Source organism: Candidatus Rhabdochlamydia sp. T3358 (genome assembly GCF_901000775.1).
Lineage (GTDB): Bacteria > Chlamydiota > Chlamydiia > Chlamydiales > Rhabdochlamydiaceae > Rhabdochlamydia.
This window is the reverse complement of record NZ_CAAJGQ010000016.1, coordinates 1-16,132: the sequence shown is the minus strand read 5'-3', so window position 1 is coordinate 16,132 and position 16,132 is coordinate 1. Positions and strand designations below refer to the sequence as shown.

General features: G+C 38.2%; 13 protein-coding genes. 10 read left to right on the top strand and 3 right to left on the bottom strand.

Features of this window, described 5'->3' with window-relative positions; genetic code table 11:
- The first annotated feature begins 210 nt into the window (after positions 1 to 210).
- The 4 genes from RHTP_RS04820 (at position 211) to RHTP_RS04805 (ending at position 3,544) form a co-directional block, all read left to right on the top strand.
- Complete coding sequence (locus RHTP_RS04820) at positions 211 to 735, top strand: hypothetical protein (protein ID WP_138106994.1); 525 nt, start codon at positions 211 to 213, stop codon at positions 733 to 735.
- Between the two features lie 360 nt (positions 736 to 1,095).
- Positions 1,096 to 1,764: a hypothetical protein gene (locus RHTP_RS04815; RefSeq protein WP_138106993.1), complete on the top strand. Its 669-nt coding sequence runs from the start codon at positions 1,096 to 1,098 to the stop codon at positions 1,762 to 1,764.
- 134 nt (positions 1,765 to 1,898) lie between these two features.
- A complete protein-coding gene (locus tag RHTP_RS04810) occupies positions 1,899 to 2,723 on the top strand; it encodes a coiled-coil domain-containing protein (protein ID WP_138106992.1) in 825 nt (274 codons plus the stop codon).
- A gap of 14 nt (positions 2,724 to 2,737) precedes the next feature.
- On the top strand, positions 2,738 to 3,544 hold the full coding sequence (locus RHTP_RS04805) for a hypothetical protein (protein WP_138106991.1): 807 nt from the start codon (positions 2,738 to 2,740) through the stop codon (positions 3,542 to 3,544).
- On the opposite strand, the gene RHTP_RS04800 is transcribed toward RHTP_RS04805, so the two are convergent.
- On the bottom strand, positions 3,541 to 4,185 hold the full coding sequence (locus tag RHTP_RS04800; protein ID WP_138106990.1) for a phytanoyl-CoA dioxygenase family protein: 645 nt from the start codon (positions 4,183 to 4,185) through the stop codon (positions 3,541 to 3,543). The genes RHTP_RS04805 and RHTP_RS04800 overlap by 4 nt on opposite strands.
- Positions 4,186 to 4,190: 5 nt before the next feature.
- Positions 4,191 to 5,378, bottom strand: a complete 1,188-nt coding sequence (locus RHTP_RS04795; protein WP_138106989.1) for an LL-diaminopimelate aminotransferase — start codon at positions 5,376 to 5,378, stop codon at positions 4,191 to 4,193.
- Positions 5,379 to 5,450: 72 nt separating this feature from the next.
- On the opposite strand from RHTP_RS04795, the gene rnc reads away from it, so the two are divergent.
- Genes rnc through RHTP_RS04775 form a run of 4 tightly spaced genes read left to right on the top strand, consistent with a single transcriptional unit; the run spans position 5,451 to position 8,865 of the window.
- Complete coding sequence (gene rnc, locus RHTP_RS04790) at positions 5,451 to 6,182, top strand: ribonuclease III (RefSeq protein WP_244609527.1); 732 nt, start codon at positions 5,451 to 5,453, stop codon at positions 6,180 to 6,182.
- Positions 6,172 to 7,533: a DNA repair protein RadA gene (gene radA / locus RHTP_RS04785; RefSeq protein ID WP_138106988.1), complete on the top strand. Its 1,362-nt coding sequence runs from the start codon at positions 6,172 to 6,174 to the stop codon at positions 7,531 to 7,533. The genes rnc and radA overlap by 11 nt, the downstream gene beginning before the upstream one ends.
- Positions 7,520 to 8,215: a hydroxymethylbilane synthase gene (hemC, locus tag RHTP_RS04780; protein ID WP_138106987.1), complete on the top strand. Its 696-nt coding sequence runs from the start codon at positions 7,520 to 7,522 to the stop codon at positions 8,213 to 8,215. Before radA ends, hemC begins: the two co-directional genes overlap by 14 nt.
- Positions 8,212 to 8,865, top strand: coding sequence for a uroporphyrinogen-III synthase (locus RHTP_RS04775; RefSeq protein WP_138106986.1), 654 nt, complete (start codon positions 8,212 to 8,214; stop codon positions 8,863 to 8,865). The genes hemC and RHTP_RS04775 overlap by 4 nt, the downstream gene beginning before the upstream one ends.
- On the opposite strand, the gene metK is transcribed toward RHTP_RS04775, so the two are convergent.
- Positions 8,837 to 10,018: a methionine adenosyltransferase gene (metK, locus tag RHTP_RS04770; protein ID WP_138106985.1), complete on the bottom strand. Its 1,182-nt coding sequence runs from the start codon at positions 10,016 to 10,018 to the stop codon at positions 8,837 to 8,839. The two genes, RHTP_RS04775 and metK, sit on opposite strands and share 29 nt — an antisense overlap.
- 530 nt (positions 10,019 to 10,548) lie before the next feature.
- On the opposite strand from metK, the gene RHTP_RS04765 reads away from it, so the two are divergent.
- Together RHTP_RS04765 and RHTP_RS08975 are read left to right on the top strand one after the other, a co-directional pair.
- Complete coding sequence (locus RHTP_RS04765; RefSeq protein ID WP_138106984.1) at positions 10,549 to 15,159, top strand: RHS repeat domain-containing protein; 4,611 nt, start codon at positions 10,549 to 10,551, stop codon at positions 15,157 to 15,159.
- Between the two features lie 11 nt (positions 15,160 to 15,170).
- On the top strand, positions 15,171 to 16,040 hold the full coding sequence (locus RHTP_RS08975; protein WP_138106983.1) for an immunity 53 family protein: 870 nt from the start codon (positions 15,171 to 15,173) through the stop codon (positions 16,038 to 16,040).
- Positions 16,041 to 16,132 lie beyond the last annotated feature (92 nt).

Genomic DNA, 16,132 nt, shown 5'->3' with positions numbered 1-16,132 from the left:
ACCCACTTTAAGAGGTAGATTTCTAGGAAATATTTTCCTCTTAAAAAAAGGACTCTATCCGATTTTAGTCCTTATTATAGTTCTAAAAAGCGCAAACATAAATCCGCCAAACTTGTTGTCAAACAGTGCAAAGTCTTTTTGTTCTATTTACACAAAAAGTTTCTAAGAAACAGTATCTTCTTTAACAGTTATATTAAATTTTAGAGGATTATGAGTAGTCCAAGTATTTCCCATAGTTCCCTTAATAATAATTTGGGATTTCCCTTACAAGAAAGCGGTTCTTTCCTAGGAAAAGTTGTTACTAAGGTTCACACAACTACAAGTTACGTGATCTCTTCTATCAGTTCTGTGGCACAGTTCATACTGTCTAGTTGCATATCTGTAGGAACATTAGGACGATATACACTAGATGATCTAAAAGATTATTTTTCTACTAAGGTTTTTTTAGAGAATAAAGATACATTGGCTGTTCCTCCTGAAGGGGATGGGATAGAAGAAACAACCGTTAGTGAGTTTGCTAAAGATCTAATAGGAGCCAAATCTGGGCTTAGAAGGAATGGTAGTAAAATGTCTGTAAATTCTACTCTTTTTAGAAAGTTTCATTCAAAGCGTAATTCTAAATTTGAATCACTTTATCCAAATCTAAAAGAAACAGTTAAACTCTCAACTTATGAAAAGACTCCCGAGGAAAGGCTTGCTGAAATGGAAAAATCTGCAATTAACAGAGGTAAATAAAAAACATGGCAAGATTAAGTATTTTTATCAAAAAAATCAGCTCATTTATTCCTAATCGAAAAAAGAAAACAAATAATCCGATAAACTATTTTAAAACTTGTTTAAAAAAATGTTCTAAGAGAAGAAAAACTCTTCGGTTACAAAGAAAATTCAGAGAAGTTATTGCTTTCTGGAACCCTTCTTAAAAGCTTCTACTAAATAATAAAATATTAATATTTTTTTTACATGGAGAAATAAACTAAGAGGTCTTCAATCTTTTAGTTCTAATACTTTTTAATTTTTAAATAAATTAGCTAAGTCTATTAGCTAAAATTTATATATTTGTTTTTTTTGTTAAACTAAAATATGTAGGCATAAATTATGAGTGCTATTGCTCCAGTTCAGGCTCCAGAAATTAAAGATGCAAATCCTGCACAAGATCTTCAACAGAGTACCTCTTTGCATGGAAGGGTTTTTCATAAAATTTCTGATGGTGGAAAGTGTATTATCCAGTCTATAAATAAAGTTGCTCAATCAATATTATCCACGTGTATATACGTAGGATCATTTGGTCGTTGTGATTTAAACAGCTTAAAGAACTATCTTTTCTCAAATCAAAGTGCTTTAAAAGGCGATGAAACAGCCTCTTCTAACCATTCACTGAAGAGACCTGAACCACTACCACCAAATGCTCCACCTCCTCCTCCAGAGCCTACCTTAGCGCAGCTAAATAGAGCATCTGCTTCAAGGGATTTGGGCAGGTCACCGACTGTAAGATCTAGCACTAATTCTACACAGGATTTTACAAAAGGAAATGAGAACAGATTAGAAGCTGATGCTAACTCTAGGCCAACCTCAAGCTCATCATTACATGAAGATTCTGATTCCATAATAGAAGAGCAAAATAATAACGAGCCTGATGTTAGCCCACAGAAAAAGGCAAAAGGTATCCAGAAAAAAATAGATCAAGGGAAACAAGCAGTTGGAAATTTATTCGAAGGCGTAAAAGACAGTCCACTCTTTAAAAAAATGAAGAGTAAAGTTAATTAATAATAGCCCAATTTAGAAACAGTTATTTAACAACTAAACTCACCTTACGCTTCTAGATTTTAAGTGCATTATTTAAATATGAATATTGTTCGACCTTAAGCGTAAGGTGGGTAACTCAACAATAAGGATGGTTTATGTTAACACAAGAGTTGCATAGTTCATCAACTTCTCTGATTCCACATGATTCGCAAAGTTTTAACCAAAAAGTAAACAAGTACTCAATAGCATACACTATAAAAAAAACAGCAGCAGTAGCTGGTATTGTTCTAGGGGGAGCATCTTTACTAACAGGTTTCACATTAGTCGGAATTGCTACAGGTGGACTTGCTGTTCCTATTGTAGCTCCCTTTATATTGGGTACTCTTGGAGCTGCAGGGGTTACTGGTGGTGGATGTACATTGGGCTCAATAAAAGTGAACAGAGCAGCTCAGAAAGTCTTGATAGCAGCTCATTTAATCAAGCAAGGAACAGGAAACCTAGAGCAGTTACTTAAAGAACAAGGTCCTATAGCTGCATCTCTTGTAGAAAAACTAGAGAACTTGAAAATTCAAGCAGGAAATCTCGAGAAAAAACTAGATCAAGGCGATCAAACACTAGAAGAAGCAGAGCAAAGAGTAGAGCACACTAAAAAACAAAAAAAAGAATTGGATAAAGATCTGAATAAGGTACAAAATCTAACCAATTCTCTAAATGAAGCATTGACAAAACTTCAAAATCACCCTACTTCCAACAAGGAAATCGAAGCACTAGAAAAACAGATAGCTAAAAAGCTAGATCAACTGAATGATAATTTAATGCGAATGGAACCTAGCCTTAAAGAGCATAATGAAAAACTACAGCAATTAAAAGAAAGCCTTACTTGCTTACAAAACATAAAACACTCTCTTCCAAATAAACCTTCCTCAGAATTAGAAGAAATTGCAAAGAAGATTCAATCCCAAGGTAGCAGAGGAGTATAAGGAGACTTTTCAACATGAGTATTATTTCTACTGGTTATCAAGCTCTTTCGGGAATAATTAATCTTGGTAAGCACATGTCTCCTGCAACTGGGGCTATGTTAGCAGCAGCAGCTAGTGGGGGAATTTCTCCTGTTCCTAGAGCTTTGCTTTTAGGGGGAACTTTGCTGGGTGCTTATTATAACGCCAAACAAGATATCCAAATTGAAACGCTAAAGAACAGCTTAAGCAACATGAATGGTACATTGCAAAAGCTAGAGTATCTTTCCAAGCAAGTAAAAGATCAAGTGCCAGGTCTTAAAGAGGTGTGTAACAAAGTAGATGGTTTAATGCCAAAGGTAGATACAAGGCTCAGTGAGCAGGAAAGACGTCTGGTTCGGATCGGAAATTCTCTACAAGCAATCAAAGAATATCAGAATGGATTTACCTCTCTTGGTGGTACTTTAGAAAACCTTCATAAACAGGAAATCCGTCTTGTTGAACATGTGGGCCATTTTCAAGACCTGACTAATAAGCAGCAAAATTTTAAAAAAGGTATGAGCGAGCAGCTTGCTCATTGGGACGGTTTAGTTAAAGAATTAGAGCAGTTCGATGGGGTAAGTAATAAAGGGTTGATTCAAGAGATTCGTCAAGAGGTTCACAATTTGACCCAAGCGGTAAACAAAGCAAATGTATTAAAGCAAAGAGAAATAGAAGTTGTAGATCAATATAATCGCTCAAATCCCCAAGAGCGCGCACAAGTAGCTGCCAAGCTGGCTTTTCAGCCAAAAGTTTTACATTCTATTCCTTTAATAGGAGAAAGAGTAAATCGATGGGTAGGTTAATAACTATCGCGGTTTACAATGAGGATAGGGTGATGTTGATTATGGAGACTGTCACCAAATACGTAGCCCCATTTTTTGAGTACGTGTTGGTGAGGGTCTCTTGTCTCTTGTTGGTAGATAGCTTTTTCAGGGGCAAAGCTTACAATAAGAAGTTTTAGGCCCTCTAATCCAAAAAGCAGAGGCCATGGAATGGGGTATTCTGGAGCTAGAAATAAAACACTTCCTATTTTCTGAGGGAAGGGAAAATGGGATTTTAGTGGCTTGGAAAACGATAAGGGAATCAAAATGCTTCCGGCTAACGGTTTAATGCAAGAGAGCTCCTCTAATGCCCAAGTAGTTTGAATGGGGGGTATGGAAGTAGCTTTTATATATTGGTCAAAAGCTATTCTTAAGGGAAAGGTATTAAAGAGCTCAGCGATAATCTTAATTAAAGAGCGTTTGTGCAGGATTTCTTTGAGCTCTTTGTTATCACGCCATAGATCATATTCTAAAGAGCTTTTTGACTGCAGTCTTTTAGCTAAGGTCAGATCAGAGAGCTTTTCTATTTGAGTGATTTTTTCTAGCGGCAATAATCCTTCAATTTCAATAAAACGGTTTTTCTGGAAAAATTCTTTTTGGTCATCTGTCAAAAAAAGGCGCATGAGAGTTATAATTGGTTGATGCGTTTAAGAGCTAAATCTATTTTGTCAGGGGTGGTAAAGGCAGAAAAGCGAACAAATCCTTCTCCGTATTTTCCAAAGCCTACACCTGGGATGCTAATCAAATGGCATTTAATCAACAGTTCATCAAAAAATTCCCATGAAGTCTTTCCTTTAGGGGTTTTTACCCAAATATAGGGGCTATCTATCCCTCCATAGCAATCAAGTCCTAATTGGATTAAACCCTGCTTTAAGGCTTTGGCTTGAGCAAGATAACTGTTTATTTGAGCTTTTATTTCACTCTGGCCTTGTGGCTGCAGAGTAGCTAAAGCTCCTTTTTGAATGGGATAGGCAACTCCATTGGATTTAGCAGCCTGTCTTCGATGCCATAAAGTATGCAAAGATAACTCTTGATCTTCACAGCGCGCCTTTAGGGCTTTAGGGAGGATTGTGTAAGAGCAGCGCAGACCTGTAAATCCAGCGGATTTAGAAAAACTGCGGAATTCAATCGCACATTCTTTAGCACCCGGAATTTCAAAAATAGAATGAGGGACATCTATTGAGCTAATAAACGCTTCATAAGCATGATCAAAAAAAATAACAGCTTTATGTTTTAAGGCATAATTTACCCAATTAGTCAGAAGATCTCTATTCATAGCAACACCTGTCGGATTGTTAGGAGAGCATAAATAGATCAGATCACAGGGGTCGGCTGGAGGATATGGATGAAATTGATGGGTTTCTAAACAAGGCAGAGTAATGATTTTGGTGCGACCTGAGAGAATTGTCGCATCGAGATAAGCAGGATAGGTAGGATCGGGAATTCCCACGCTACAGGATAGAGAAAATAAATCTAGGATATTAGTGATATCGGTATTGATGCCATCTGAAATAAAAATCTCATCGGGGGTGATTTGCAAGGTAGTAAAGTATGTATTTGCGATAGCTTCTCGTAAAAATAGATAACCATTGCTAGGCCCATATCCTTTTAGACCGGAGGCAGTTCCCATTTCTAATACAGCCTGGCTCATTGCTTGCGTAGCAATAGGGATTAAGGGTAATGCTATATCTCCTATGCTTAAATTAATCATTTGATTAGCAGAGACATTTTTACATAATGTATCTATTTTTTCTTCAATTAATGAAAAAATATATGTGCGTTTTAGATGCTGAAAACAAGAATTAATCTCAACCATGAAAACCCCTAAGATGATACAGTATGTCTGGACCTAATTAAAAAGTAAAGAGAGAGAAGATAAGCTTGGAGCATGACATATAAGATGAATCCATTTGAAGCATTACTTGAGAAAATACCTGAAATTGAAGAACGCTTAGGTTATCAGTTTAAAAACAAAAAAATTCTTGTTTTAGCTTTTGTACACAGATCATTTTTTAATGAATATCGAGCGGTTGTGGATCAACATAATGAACGATTAGAATTTTTAGGAGACTCGGTCCTAGAATTAATTATTTCTGATTATGTGTATGAACATTTGCCAACAGAACCAGAGGGGCATCTTTCTAATTTACGCTCTTATATTGTAGAAGCTGGTAGCTGTGCTCAGCTTGCAATTAAGTTAAATATTGCAGAATTTATTTTATTAGGTAAGGGTGAAAGGATGAACGATGGGCGGGGTCGAGAAAAAATTATAGCAGATTTATTTGAAGCCCTCATTGGAGCTATTTATAAAGATGGGGGGCTAGAAGCCACTCGTCAATTTTTTTTACATCATTTTGAAGAAAACATAAAAGAGATTATTTATAAGCCCTTAAGGAATTGGAAAGCAGAGTTACAAGATTATGCACAAAAAAAACACCAAAAGCCGCCTATTTATAAAGTATTAAAAGAATCAGGGCCCGATCACAGCAAAATATTTCAAGTGATTGCTTGTATTGAAGATCAAGAAATAGGTGAGGGAATAGGTCCTTCCAAAAAACAAGCAGAACAAGCAGCAGCTGAAAACGCGCTAAATAAATTGGAAATCAAACATGACGATTAAACAACGCTCAATTTGGTGCTGCATTGAATGTGGGCTTACTCAAGCTAAATGGACGGGAAGCTGTCCAGCTTGTAAAAAGTGGAACACTTTTGAAAAAGAGATTCAAGCAGTTGATAAATCAGAGCGGTTTGCACATAGCAAATCACAGCCTTTGCGGATTAAAGAGATCAAATTCGAAGAATCCATGCGTATCTCAACCAAGCTGATAGAGTTTGATCGTTTACTAGGAGGAGGCATTGTCCCTGGCTCTTTAACACTCATTGGAGGCGATCCTGGAATTGGTAAATCCACTCTCATGTTGCAACTGGCTCAAAAGCTAGCTGAACAAGGATTAACCGTTCTTTATATTTGTGGAGAAGAGTCCGTTGAACAAACCTCCTTAAGAGCTTTAAGACTCAAAGTGCAAGATGAACATCTATTTCTATTAAGTGAAACTCTTTTTTCTCATATTAAACTGCAGGTCGAGCGTTTAAAACCTGATATAATGATTGTTGATTCGATACAGATTGTATATAAAAGTGAAATTCCTTCCGCTCCAGGCTCTGTTAGCCAAGTACGAGAGTTAGCCATGGAGTTTATGCATCTAGCAAAAGGATTAAAAATTGCAACTTTTCTCATAGGTCATGTGACAAAATCAGGAGAAATTGCAGGTCCTAAAGTGCTAGAGCATATTGTGGATACCGTATTGGATTTTGAAGGGGAAAAACAGCAAGGGTACCGGATGCTTCGCTCTGTTAAAAACCGATTTGGTCCCACAGATGAGATTGCTTTATTTCAAATGAGTACCACAGGACTTACCGAAGTGCATAATCCTTCTTTATTGTTTATGGAAGAGCGTACAAAAGAGCTGCCGGGTTCTGTGATTATCCCTGCATTAGAAGGGAGCCGCTCACTACTAGTGGAAGCACAAGCTTTGGTTGCACCCTCTTCTTTTTCTACCTCAACGCGTAAATCAACAGGATTAGATCCCAATCGATTGAGCCTGCTACTAGCGGTGTTAGAAAAGAAAATGGATTACCGACTCTATAATTGCGATATATTTGTATGTATAGCGGGAGGCTTGAAGATTTTTGAGCCAGCCATTGATTTAGGGGTTATTTTAGCTATTGCCTCTTCTTTTTGTAATCGTTGTATCGACCCTTCAACCGCCATTGTTGGCGAAGTGGGGTTAGGTGGTGAAGTGCGCGGAGTTTCTCGGATTGAAAATAGAATTCGAGAGGTTATTCATATGGGATTTAAACAATGTATTATTCCTAAGCGCAATGTAAAAGGTATTTCTTCTGGTCTGTCAGATAAAATTCATCTGATTGAAGTAGAAGTTGTGGAGGATGCTATTCATGCACTTATGTAATCAAAAAATCTCAGTGGCTGCACGGGACTCTTGTCTGTCGCGTGCTCAAGTAAGAGAAGTGCACCAAGAGCTGCAAATGGTTCATCCAAATCATATTTTTGTGCCTACTTGGATTCGGACAACAGGAGATGATAGATTAGATCTTTCTTTGAGATTTTTGAGTAAAACCAATTTTTTTACCAAAGAAGTAGATCAGTTGGTGTTGTCTGGGACTTGCAGAGTAGGTATTCACTCAGCCAAAGATTTACCAGACCCTTTAGAACAAGGCTTAAAAATAGTTGCTATCACGAAAGGGGTAGATGCAAGAGATGTTTTGGTTTTGCCTCCTGATCAAACAGTAGATATCCTACCAAAAAAAGCGCGTATTGCCACCTCTACTTTGCGTCGTGAAAAAGCTATTAAAGATTTAAGAGAGGATCTGATTTGTGTAGATATTCGCGGGGTAATTGAAGATCGTTTGGCTTATCTTTACCGAGGAGAGATTGAGGGGTTGGTTGTGGCTGAAGCTGCATTGATTCGTTTACATTTAACCCATCTAAATCGGTTTTTTTTATTAACAGAAGTAGCTGCATTGCAAGGTAAATTAGCCGTTGTTGCTAGACAAGACGATCAAGAGATGTTACAGATTTTTTCTGCAGTAAATACTTTCCAAGAACTAGATTTCATCAATAGTTATTTGTGAGGAAAGCTCTCTATCTGGGAACAGATCCTTCGTATTATCAAGCGAAGGGGGCCCAAATTATTCACTACCCCGTGATTCAAATTATACCCAGAATGGACTCCTATATACAAGCGGCCTATAGCAAGTTAGCAAACTATACACATCTTCTGTTTACTAGTAAAAATACAGTTCAGGTTTTTTTTCAGCAGTTAAATGACCTTGATATATCTAAAAATCTTTTAGAGCCGATTACCATCATTGCCATTGGCCAAGTTACTGCTAGTTATGTAAAAAAATATACCCATTGCTCTTTTGTTGTAGAAGAAGAGACGCAAGAGGGGATGGTTGCTTTTTTGCGTACACAGTCTTTAGAAAAAACCTATTTTTTTTCCCCTCGTTCTAGTCTTTCTAGAAATGTAATCCTAGATTTTTTTCAAAAAAATCATATCCTGTTTCAGGATTGTTTTATTTACGATACGGTTGTTCAAAAAAATCAGCCCATTCCCCATCTAGAAGACATAGACGAAATTATTTTCACAAGTCCTTCGACCATCAAAGCTTTTTTAGAGATTTTTTCTGCTATTCCTTTAGATAAAAAGCTTACAACAATAGGACCTATTACGCAAAAGGCGTTATCTGAGATTAAGGCGTTGCTATTTCCAAAGGTTTAGGTTTAAAGCTTGCTAACAACTCTTCTGTTTTATCAGTATTTTCCCAAGGGAAAATGATGTCATCTCTTCCAAAATGTCCATACGCGGCGGTTTTTGCATAGATCGGTTGCAGTAAATTAAGTTGCTGGATAATAGCATGGGGCCTTAAATCAAAGTGTTGTAGAATAAGTTGCATAATCTTTTTCTCATCGATGTGATTAGTACCAAATGTCTCTACAAAAACAGAAGTTGGTTTTGCTACGCCAATAGCATAAGAAACTTGAATTTCACAGCGATCGGCAAACCCTGCAGCTACAATATTTTTAGCAACATACCTTCCCATATAAGCTGCACAGCGATCTACCTTGGAAGGATCTTTACCGGAAAAGGCTCCTCCTCCATGACGTGCTGCACCACCGTAGGAATCCACAATAATTTTACGACCTGTTAAACCGCAGTCAGCTTGAGGACCGCCGATCACAAAACGACCTGTAGGATTAATCAGGTAACGTGTATCTTTTGTAATCCATTTACTAGGGATTACTGGCTTAATTATCTCTTCAATGACAGCTTCTTTTAAATCAGAGTAAGCAATCTCTTCTTTGTGCTGTGTGGATAAAACAATCGTATCTACATAAGCTGGTTTTTTATCGATATAACAAAAAGTGACCTGACTTTTTGCATCTGGCTGTAGCCAAGGTAATTTACCTGATTTACGCAAAAAAGCTTGACGCTGCATTAAGCGGTGAGCATAGGTAATTGGTGCTGGCATCAGCACATCTGTTTCATTGGTAGCATAACCAAACATCAATCCTTGGTCGCCAGCTCCCTGATCATCTTCTATCCGGTCTACACCGATAGCAATATCGCTAGACTGTTGGCTAATAGCATTGATAATCGAGCAAGAGTTTGCATCAAGACCGGAACTTACGTTGTCATAGCCTATGTTTAGGAGTAAATCTCGAATGGCTCTTTCCCAATTTATTTGCGCCTGTGCACTAATTTCTCCTGCAACAACGACCATAGATGTTTTAACTAAAGTTTCACAAGCAACTCTTGCTTTAGGGTCTTGAGCCAAAGCAAGATCTAAGATCGTATCTGAAATCTGGTCTGCTACTTTGTCAGGATGTCCTTCAGAAACAGATTCCGAAGTGAATAAATAGGAATTTGACATAAGAAGTCTCTTGGGTTGTATGTAGATGTTAGAGAATTTTTAATTTTTTTTAAGAAAATTTGTCAATCTAAAGAAATAATATCTGCAAATAAAAAAATAAGCTCTTACTTGCTATAAGAGATCTGTAGTCGGAAAAATACAAGGTTTAAGCTGTACCTTGTGACAAATGGCTTAGAAAGTAGTGCTGAGAGAATCTACGAAATCTACCCAAAACGGTGGTGTATAGAAGAATATCATAAATCAGCAAAACGCTAGCCTTAAAAAGTTCACTTATAAAAGTCGTGCGCTCTCAAAAAAAGTTATATTCATTATTTTACTATCTGAAAATTGAACAAGACTTTTACTTCTAAAGGGATAGTTAAACCAAGCAGTTTTTACTGTTTTGTGTAAGGTGAATTAATTTATTGATTTTTCTAATTGAATTCTGATACAATTCCTGCTCATACACAGCCCACAAAGAGCTTTTTAGCACAAAAAAAAGACCTGTAAAAGCTCGATATCTCAATTTAATGACAAAGAAGGCATAATGTATGCGTTGGTTGCTCTGCTTTATCTTAACTTCTCGCCTCATAGCAGCTCCCTTCGAAAACGTAGGACCTTCCACTCCTGATGAAATCGCTTCTTTAAACACAAACCTTCTCATAGATGGATACATCTCCCCTTTATCTGGACAAGCCTCTCTTCATGAAACAGATCTTCTCATTAAAGCAGCACAAGACCTCACCCTTAAAAGAACATACGTTCCTCCGCAAATTCTTGGCCGTTATGCAGACAAAGACAAGATCGATCGTTTGTCTCTAGGAAAAGCCCTTCTACTTCAAGAAAGAAGGCGATGGATCATATTGCCCCATCTTTGGGCTGGGTACAATCTTCATTCTCCTTATTTTCAAGTGTATGATCCAAGCGGCTTTGTCCTAGAGTTCGAAATTTGTAACAATAAAGGTATTTTAAAAACAAATGCTTATGGTCTTAGCAACTTACGACAAGCAGAGCCTGATAGCACAGCTGATCTTCGTAACATAGAGCTCCTGTTAGAGCAAGATGCAGTGCGCATCATTTGGCCAGATGGAACAGAGCGCATCTATCAAAAACAATTCCCCACACTCTATCGCCTAGAAATGGAACTGCTCCCTAATGGAAAAACTCTGCGTTACGAATATAATAACCAAGCGTTACTTAAGATCCTCTCTACAGATAAAAACGGCAAACACACTTATGCCTCTATTGCAAAAGTTGGAGAAAATACCTACATAGGATCAGATGGAAAAGAAGCCCAGTATCATTATGGAACATTCGAAGTTAAAGCTAAGGCAAAAATAAAGAAAGTAAAAGAAACCCTTTCTTTCAGAACCCCCATCCTTACCCAAGCATCTAATCCCACCTATTCAAACTCACTTCAATACAATGAGAGGAGCTTACTCTCCCATTACGATGCAAAAGAGTATCCCGTATCGTTTGAGTATTTCCAAGAAAAAGGCTTTGTTGCTCGTGTCCAACGCTTAAACACCCCATCTGGATCCGTATCTTTCTCTTATGATCCTCCGATTGCAGGACAAAAAGGGGGTTGGACAAAAGCAGAGTATGCAAATGGCTCATCTATTTTATATCGTTTTGACCAAAATCTGCTTCTTATTGCCATCGAAAATTGGCACGAAGGTGCGCTCGTAAACCAAAAGACCTTTAACTACACTACAAAACAGCATATCCAGCGCATCGAAACTCGAGATGGCATGGGAAATCTCCTGATTGCCCACACCTATGAGTGTGATGCTAAAGGGAATGCTCTACTTGAGAAAACAGAAGGAGATTTTGGCACTTTTTTAATTAGAAGGACCTTTACTACAAGAGGCCGTTTACTCCGAGAAGAAAGAGAGGATGGACTAGTTTCTGAATATACTTACCTAGAAAATACACGCCTTCTCACCTCAAAAACCACATTAGATCAGACAAGGCCTGATCGGACAAGGCCCATTCGTAAAACGACTTATCTCTATGACGAAGCTAACAATTTAATCGAAGAGGCTGAGGAAGGAAAAACCTACACAAAATACATTCTTTATCCCCAAGGACCTCATCTACATTGCGTCCAATGGGAAGAAAAATACGACTGGGAAAACCAACTCATCCATAAAGTCCATTTCACTTACGACAACTATGGAAATTGCTCTAAGCAAGATCATTTTGGCTCCGATGGGAATCTAGCCTATAGCATAAAGAAAACCTACGATGCATGTGGAAACCTTTTGGAAGAAACCAACCCTTTAGATCAAGTAGCCTCATACCAATACGACCCTCGAGGGCGTTGCATTCATGAGATTCCCTTTTCGAACAAACTCTCTATTGATCGCATCTTCGATGCCAAAGGAAGACTAACCCTTATCAAAGAAAAAGATCACGTAACTTATTTTACTTACAATGCATTAGATGATTTGATCGAAAAAACAAACTACCTTGGACTGAAAACAAACTACACGTACCATCCTGTCCATCATAAGCCCATCCTGATTGAATCACCTCCCACATTGCTCAAGATAACCTATGATTCTTTCGGCAGAGAAATTCAACAATCCGATGCCTATGAAGCCAAAACAACAACCAGGTACAATAGCTATTCAAGCCCCATTGAGATTGTTGATCCCGATGGCGGAATGGAGGCCTACCAATATGGATCAAACAATCTTTTAACTCTGCAAACCGATCCAGACGGTCTAAAAATAGCTTTTACTTACGATGCTTTAGGAAGGATCCTTTCTAAAACAGTAGGCGACTATACCACTTGGCTTAATTACGATGCCTACCATTTGATTAAACAAATCGATCCTGAAGGTATTGCCACTTACTACAAATACAATTTAGCAGGGCAAAAAATAGAAGAGACAAGAGCTAATCGCAAAACAAAATTTCGCTATGACTCCCTCGGATTTTTAGCAGCCGAAGAAACAGCGAATCGCTGCATCACCTATGTTCATGATCAAATAGGTCAGCTGCTCATAAAATCCATAGATGGCCTTCTGACAACCCATTGGACTTATGATTCAGCAGGTCTTGTTGCAACAATCAAACGAGCAGAAACTTCTTCTTTTATTTATGATCCTTATAACCGTCTAATTAAAATAGTCGATGAGGAAGGCGCACAAACAAACATTACCTATGAGGAAAGAGATCAAGTCTTAGTCAAAACGATCCGAGATCCAAGGAACATAGAGACGATCGAAACCTACAATGCACACAACCTTCTTCTTAAAAGAGAAATCCCAGGCAGCTTCTGCCTAGGCAGTTTATTAGAAGAATTCGAATACGACCGAGCTCTTCGACTCATTAGACAAGGGCCTTTACACTTTTCTTATAGCCCTAAAGGAAACCAAACCTCCCTAACAGAAGCAGAAACCCGAACCACTTTTTGGACCTATACGCCAGGCGGTAAAATCCAAACAAAAACCAAACCCGACGGGACTCTTCTCTCATATGAATATAATTCTCAAGGGGAATTGATTAAAGTAAGCTCCCGCCTAGGCGGTTCTCGCGAATTTCAGTACGATCGCTTAGGCCGTTTAACTAAAGGAAGTGGGTTTTCTAGAACTCTTGATCCCTTTGGCAATATCTTAAAAGAAGAATTTTCCAACGGGCTTATGTTGGAGAGTACCTACGATGATTGGAATCGCCCTTTGACAAGAACGCTCCCTGATTACAGCCGCATCGTTTATGAATATGAGGGTCCTTATCTTAGACGAGTCACCAGATTAAATCCTAAGGGCTCCACCTTGTATTCACACATATATGAAGAATATAATGAAGCTGGGCTTCCCCTATCAGAAACAGGACTTTTTCAAACCACCTATACTTACGACAAGACCGGAAGAAGAACATCCCAAATAAATCCCTACCTGAACGATACCCTAATCTACGATAAAGCCGGCAACCTCATTCAAAGAGGCACTGTCGTTTATACTTACGATAAGGTTTCCCAACTCACCTCAGAAACAGATAAATTCACAGCCCTCTACGACCAGCACTACAACTGCATCGAGAAAAATGGGAAACCTCAACCAGTCGATGCCATAAATCAGATCCAAGGACTTCCCTACGATATAAACGGAAACCTGACAAAACCCGGCTTTGGTTTTGATGTTTTTGATCAACTCCTAGTCGAAGGAGAAAACCTCGTTTACGACGCCTTGGGAAGAAGACTACAAAAAGGCCATACTTCCTATCTCTACATCGATGATGAAGAGATAGGATCTTTTGAAGCCATGCAACCTCAAGAGCTCAAAATACCAGGCCATCAAAACATCGTTGCCATTGAAATAAAAAACCGCCTCTATGCCCCTGTTCAAGATGTACAAGGAACAATCCGCTACCTGATTGATTGGAAAACAAAAAAAATAGCTCAAGAGAACACGTGTGATGCCTTTGGTTCAGGGTTAACAGATGCAATCCCTTATGCCTATGCAGGAAAAAGATACGATGCAAAAACAAACCTTGTCTACTTCGGGAAGCGCTACTATGATCCAGAACTTAGCCGTTGGTTAACTAGAGATCCTTTAGGGCCCATTGATCATTCCAACCTCTACCAATATGTTTTCAATAATCCCTTTGCCTATCGAGATCCAACCGGAGAATTTGCCTTCGCAATACCCCTTTTAGTCTGGGGTGCAGAATTAGTTCTTCCCTCTTTAACAGCTTTTATTGTCCCAGTTGCTTATACAGCACTCACAGGAATTACTGCTTACGCAGGCTACAAAGTGTCTCAGGTCATTTACGAAAGAAGCTACGATAACGTTCTTTTTAAAAACTCTTCTACCACACAAGGCCCGAGCAATGCTTCAAAAAAAGGAACTGGTAAAGGGAGTGGAAGGCCAGACAAATTAAAGCCAGATCCAGACACAAAAGGCGTCGTCGCACATAGTGTGTTCAGAAGACACCCGGAGACTAATAAAGTGATAAAGTACGAAACCTTTAAACCACAAACCAATCCTAGAGATCCAGCTCCTTATGAAAGTGTAAAAAGATATGATGGTCCAGGAAGTGGAAAAGGACACACTAACAAGATTTTAAAACAACGAATAGAAACCCCTCATGTCCATGATCCTGCTTATCCGGGAGGTATTAGACCACCCTTACCTTGGGAAACACCAAAATAACGGAAAAATGTATGAAAGATTTTTTATGGCTTCAACAGTGGTTCCAAGCTCACTGTAATGGTAAATGGGAACATGATCATAGAATCCATCTAGAAACTATCGACAATCCTGGTTGGTTTTTAACAATAGATTTGGAAGACACAGAATTAAAAAGTAAAAATTTCCAAGAGATCAATGACATACATAGATCGGAAGAAGATTGGGTGTTTTGTGCAGTTAGAAACACTAAATTTGACTCAGCTTGTGGTGTTGAAAACTTACCGGGAGTTTTGAAAGTATTTCGTTATTGGGCTGAAAATGAACCATTCGATTTTGCCTTGGAGAGTACCAAAATAACGGAAGAATCTATAGAGGAAGACGATTTTTCATGGCTGCAACAGTGGTATCAGGATTACTGTAACGGAGATTGGGAACACAGCTATGGAATCTGCCTCAAGAATATAGGCAATCCTGGCTGGTCATTAACAATAAATGTGGAAGATACACAACTAGAATATACAAATTTTCAACAGATAAAAATAGATCGATCTCAGCAAGATTGGATATTTTGTGAAGTTAAGAGTCTTAAATTTGAAGCAAGATGTGGTGTTGAAAATCTACCGGAAGTTTTAAGAGTATTTCGTCATTGGGTGATTGAAAATGAGCCATCTAAAAATAATGAATATGAGTGGGATGATCATGTTATTATTAAGAAAGATGCTCCAGAGCAGTTTTGTCCAGGAAGGACTGGGGTTGTGTGTTACATGTGGGAAATCAAATTTGAAGACATTGCAAAAGAATTTTTCTCAGAGTTAGGGGATTGGATTTATATTATAAAATTTAAGACCGGTAGAGAGATTCGAGTTGCTGGTCGTTTTTTGGAGAAATACTCAGAAGTATAGTGATAAGGCATGAAACCTTTATGATTTGCCCTCTTTATAACAGCTTTTGTTGTTCCGGTTGCTTATACAGCACTCACAGGAATTGCTGCTTA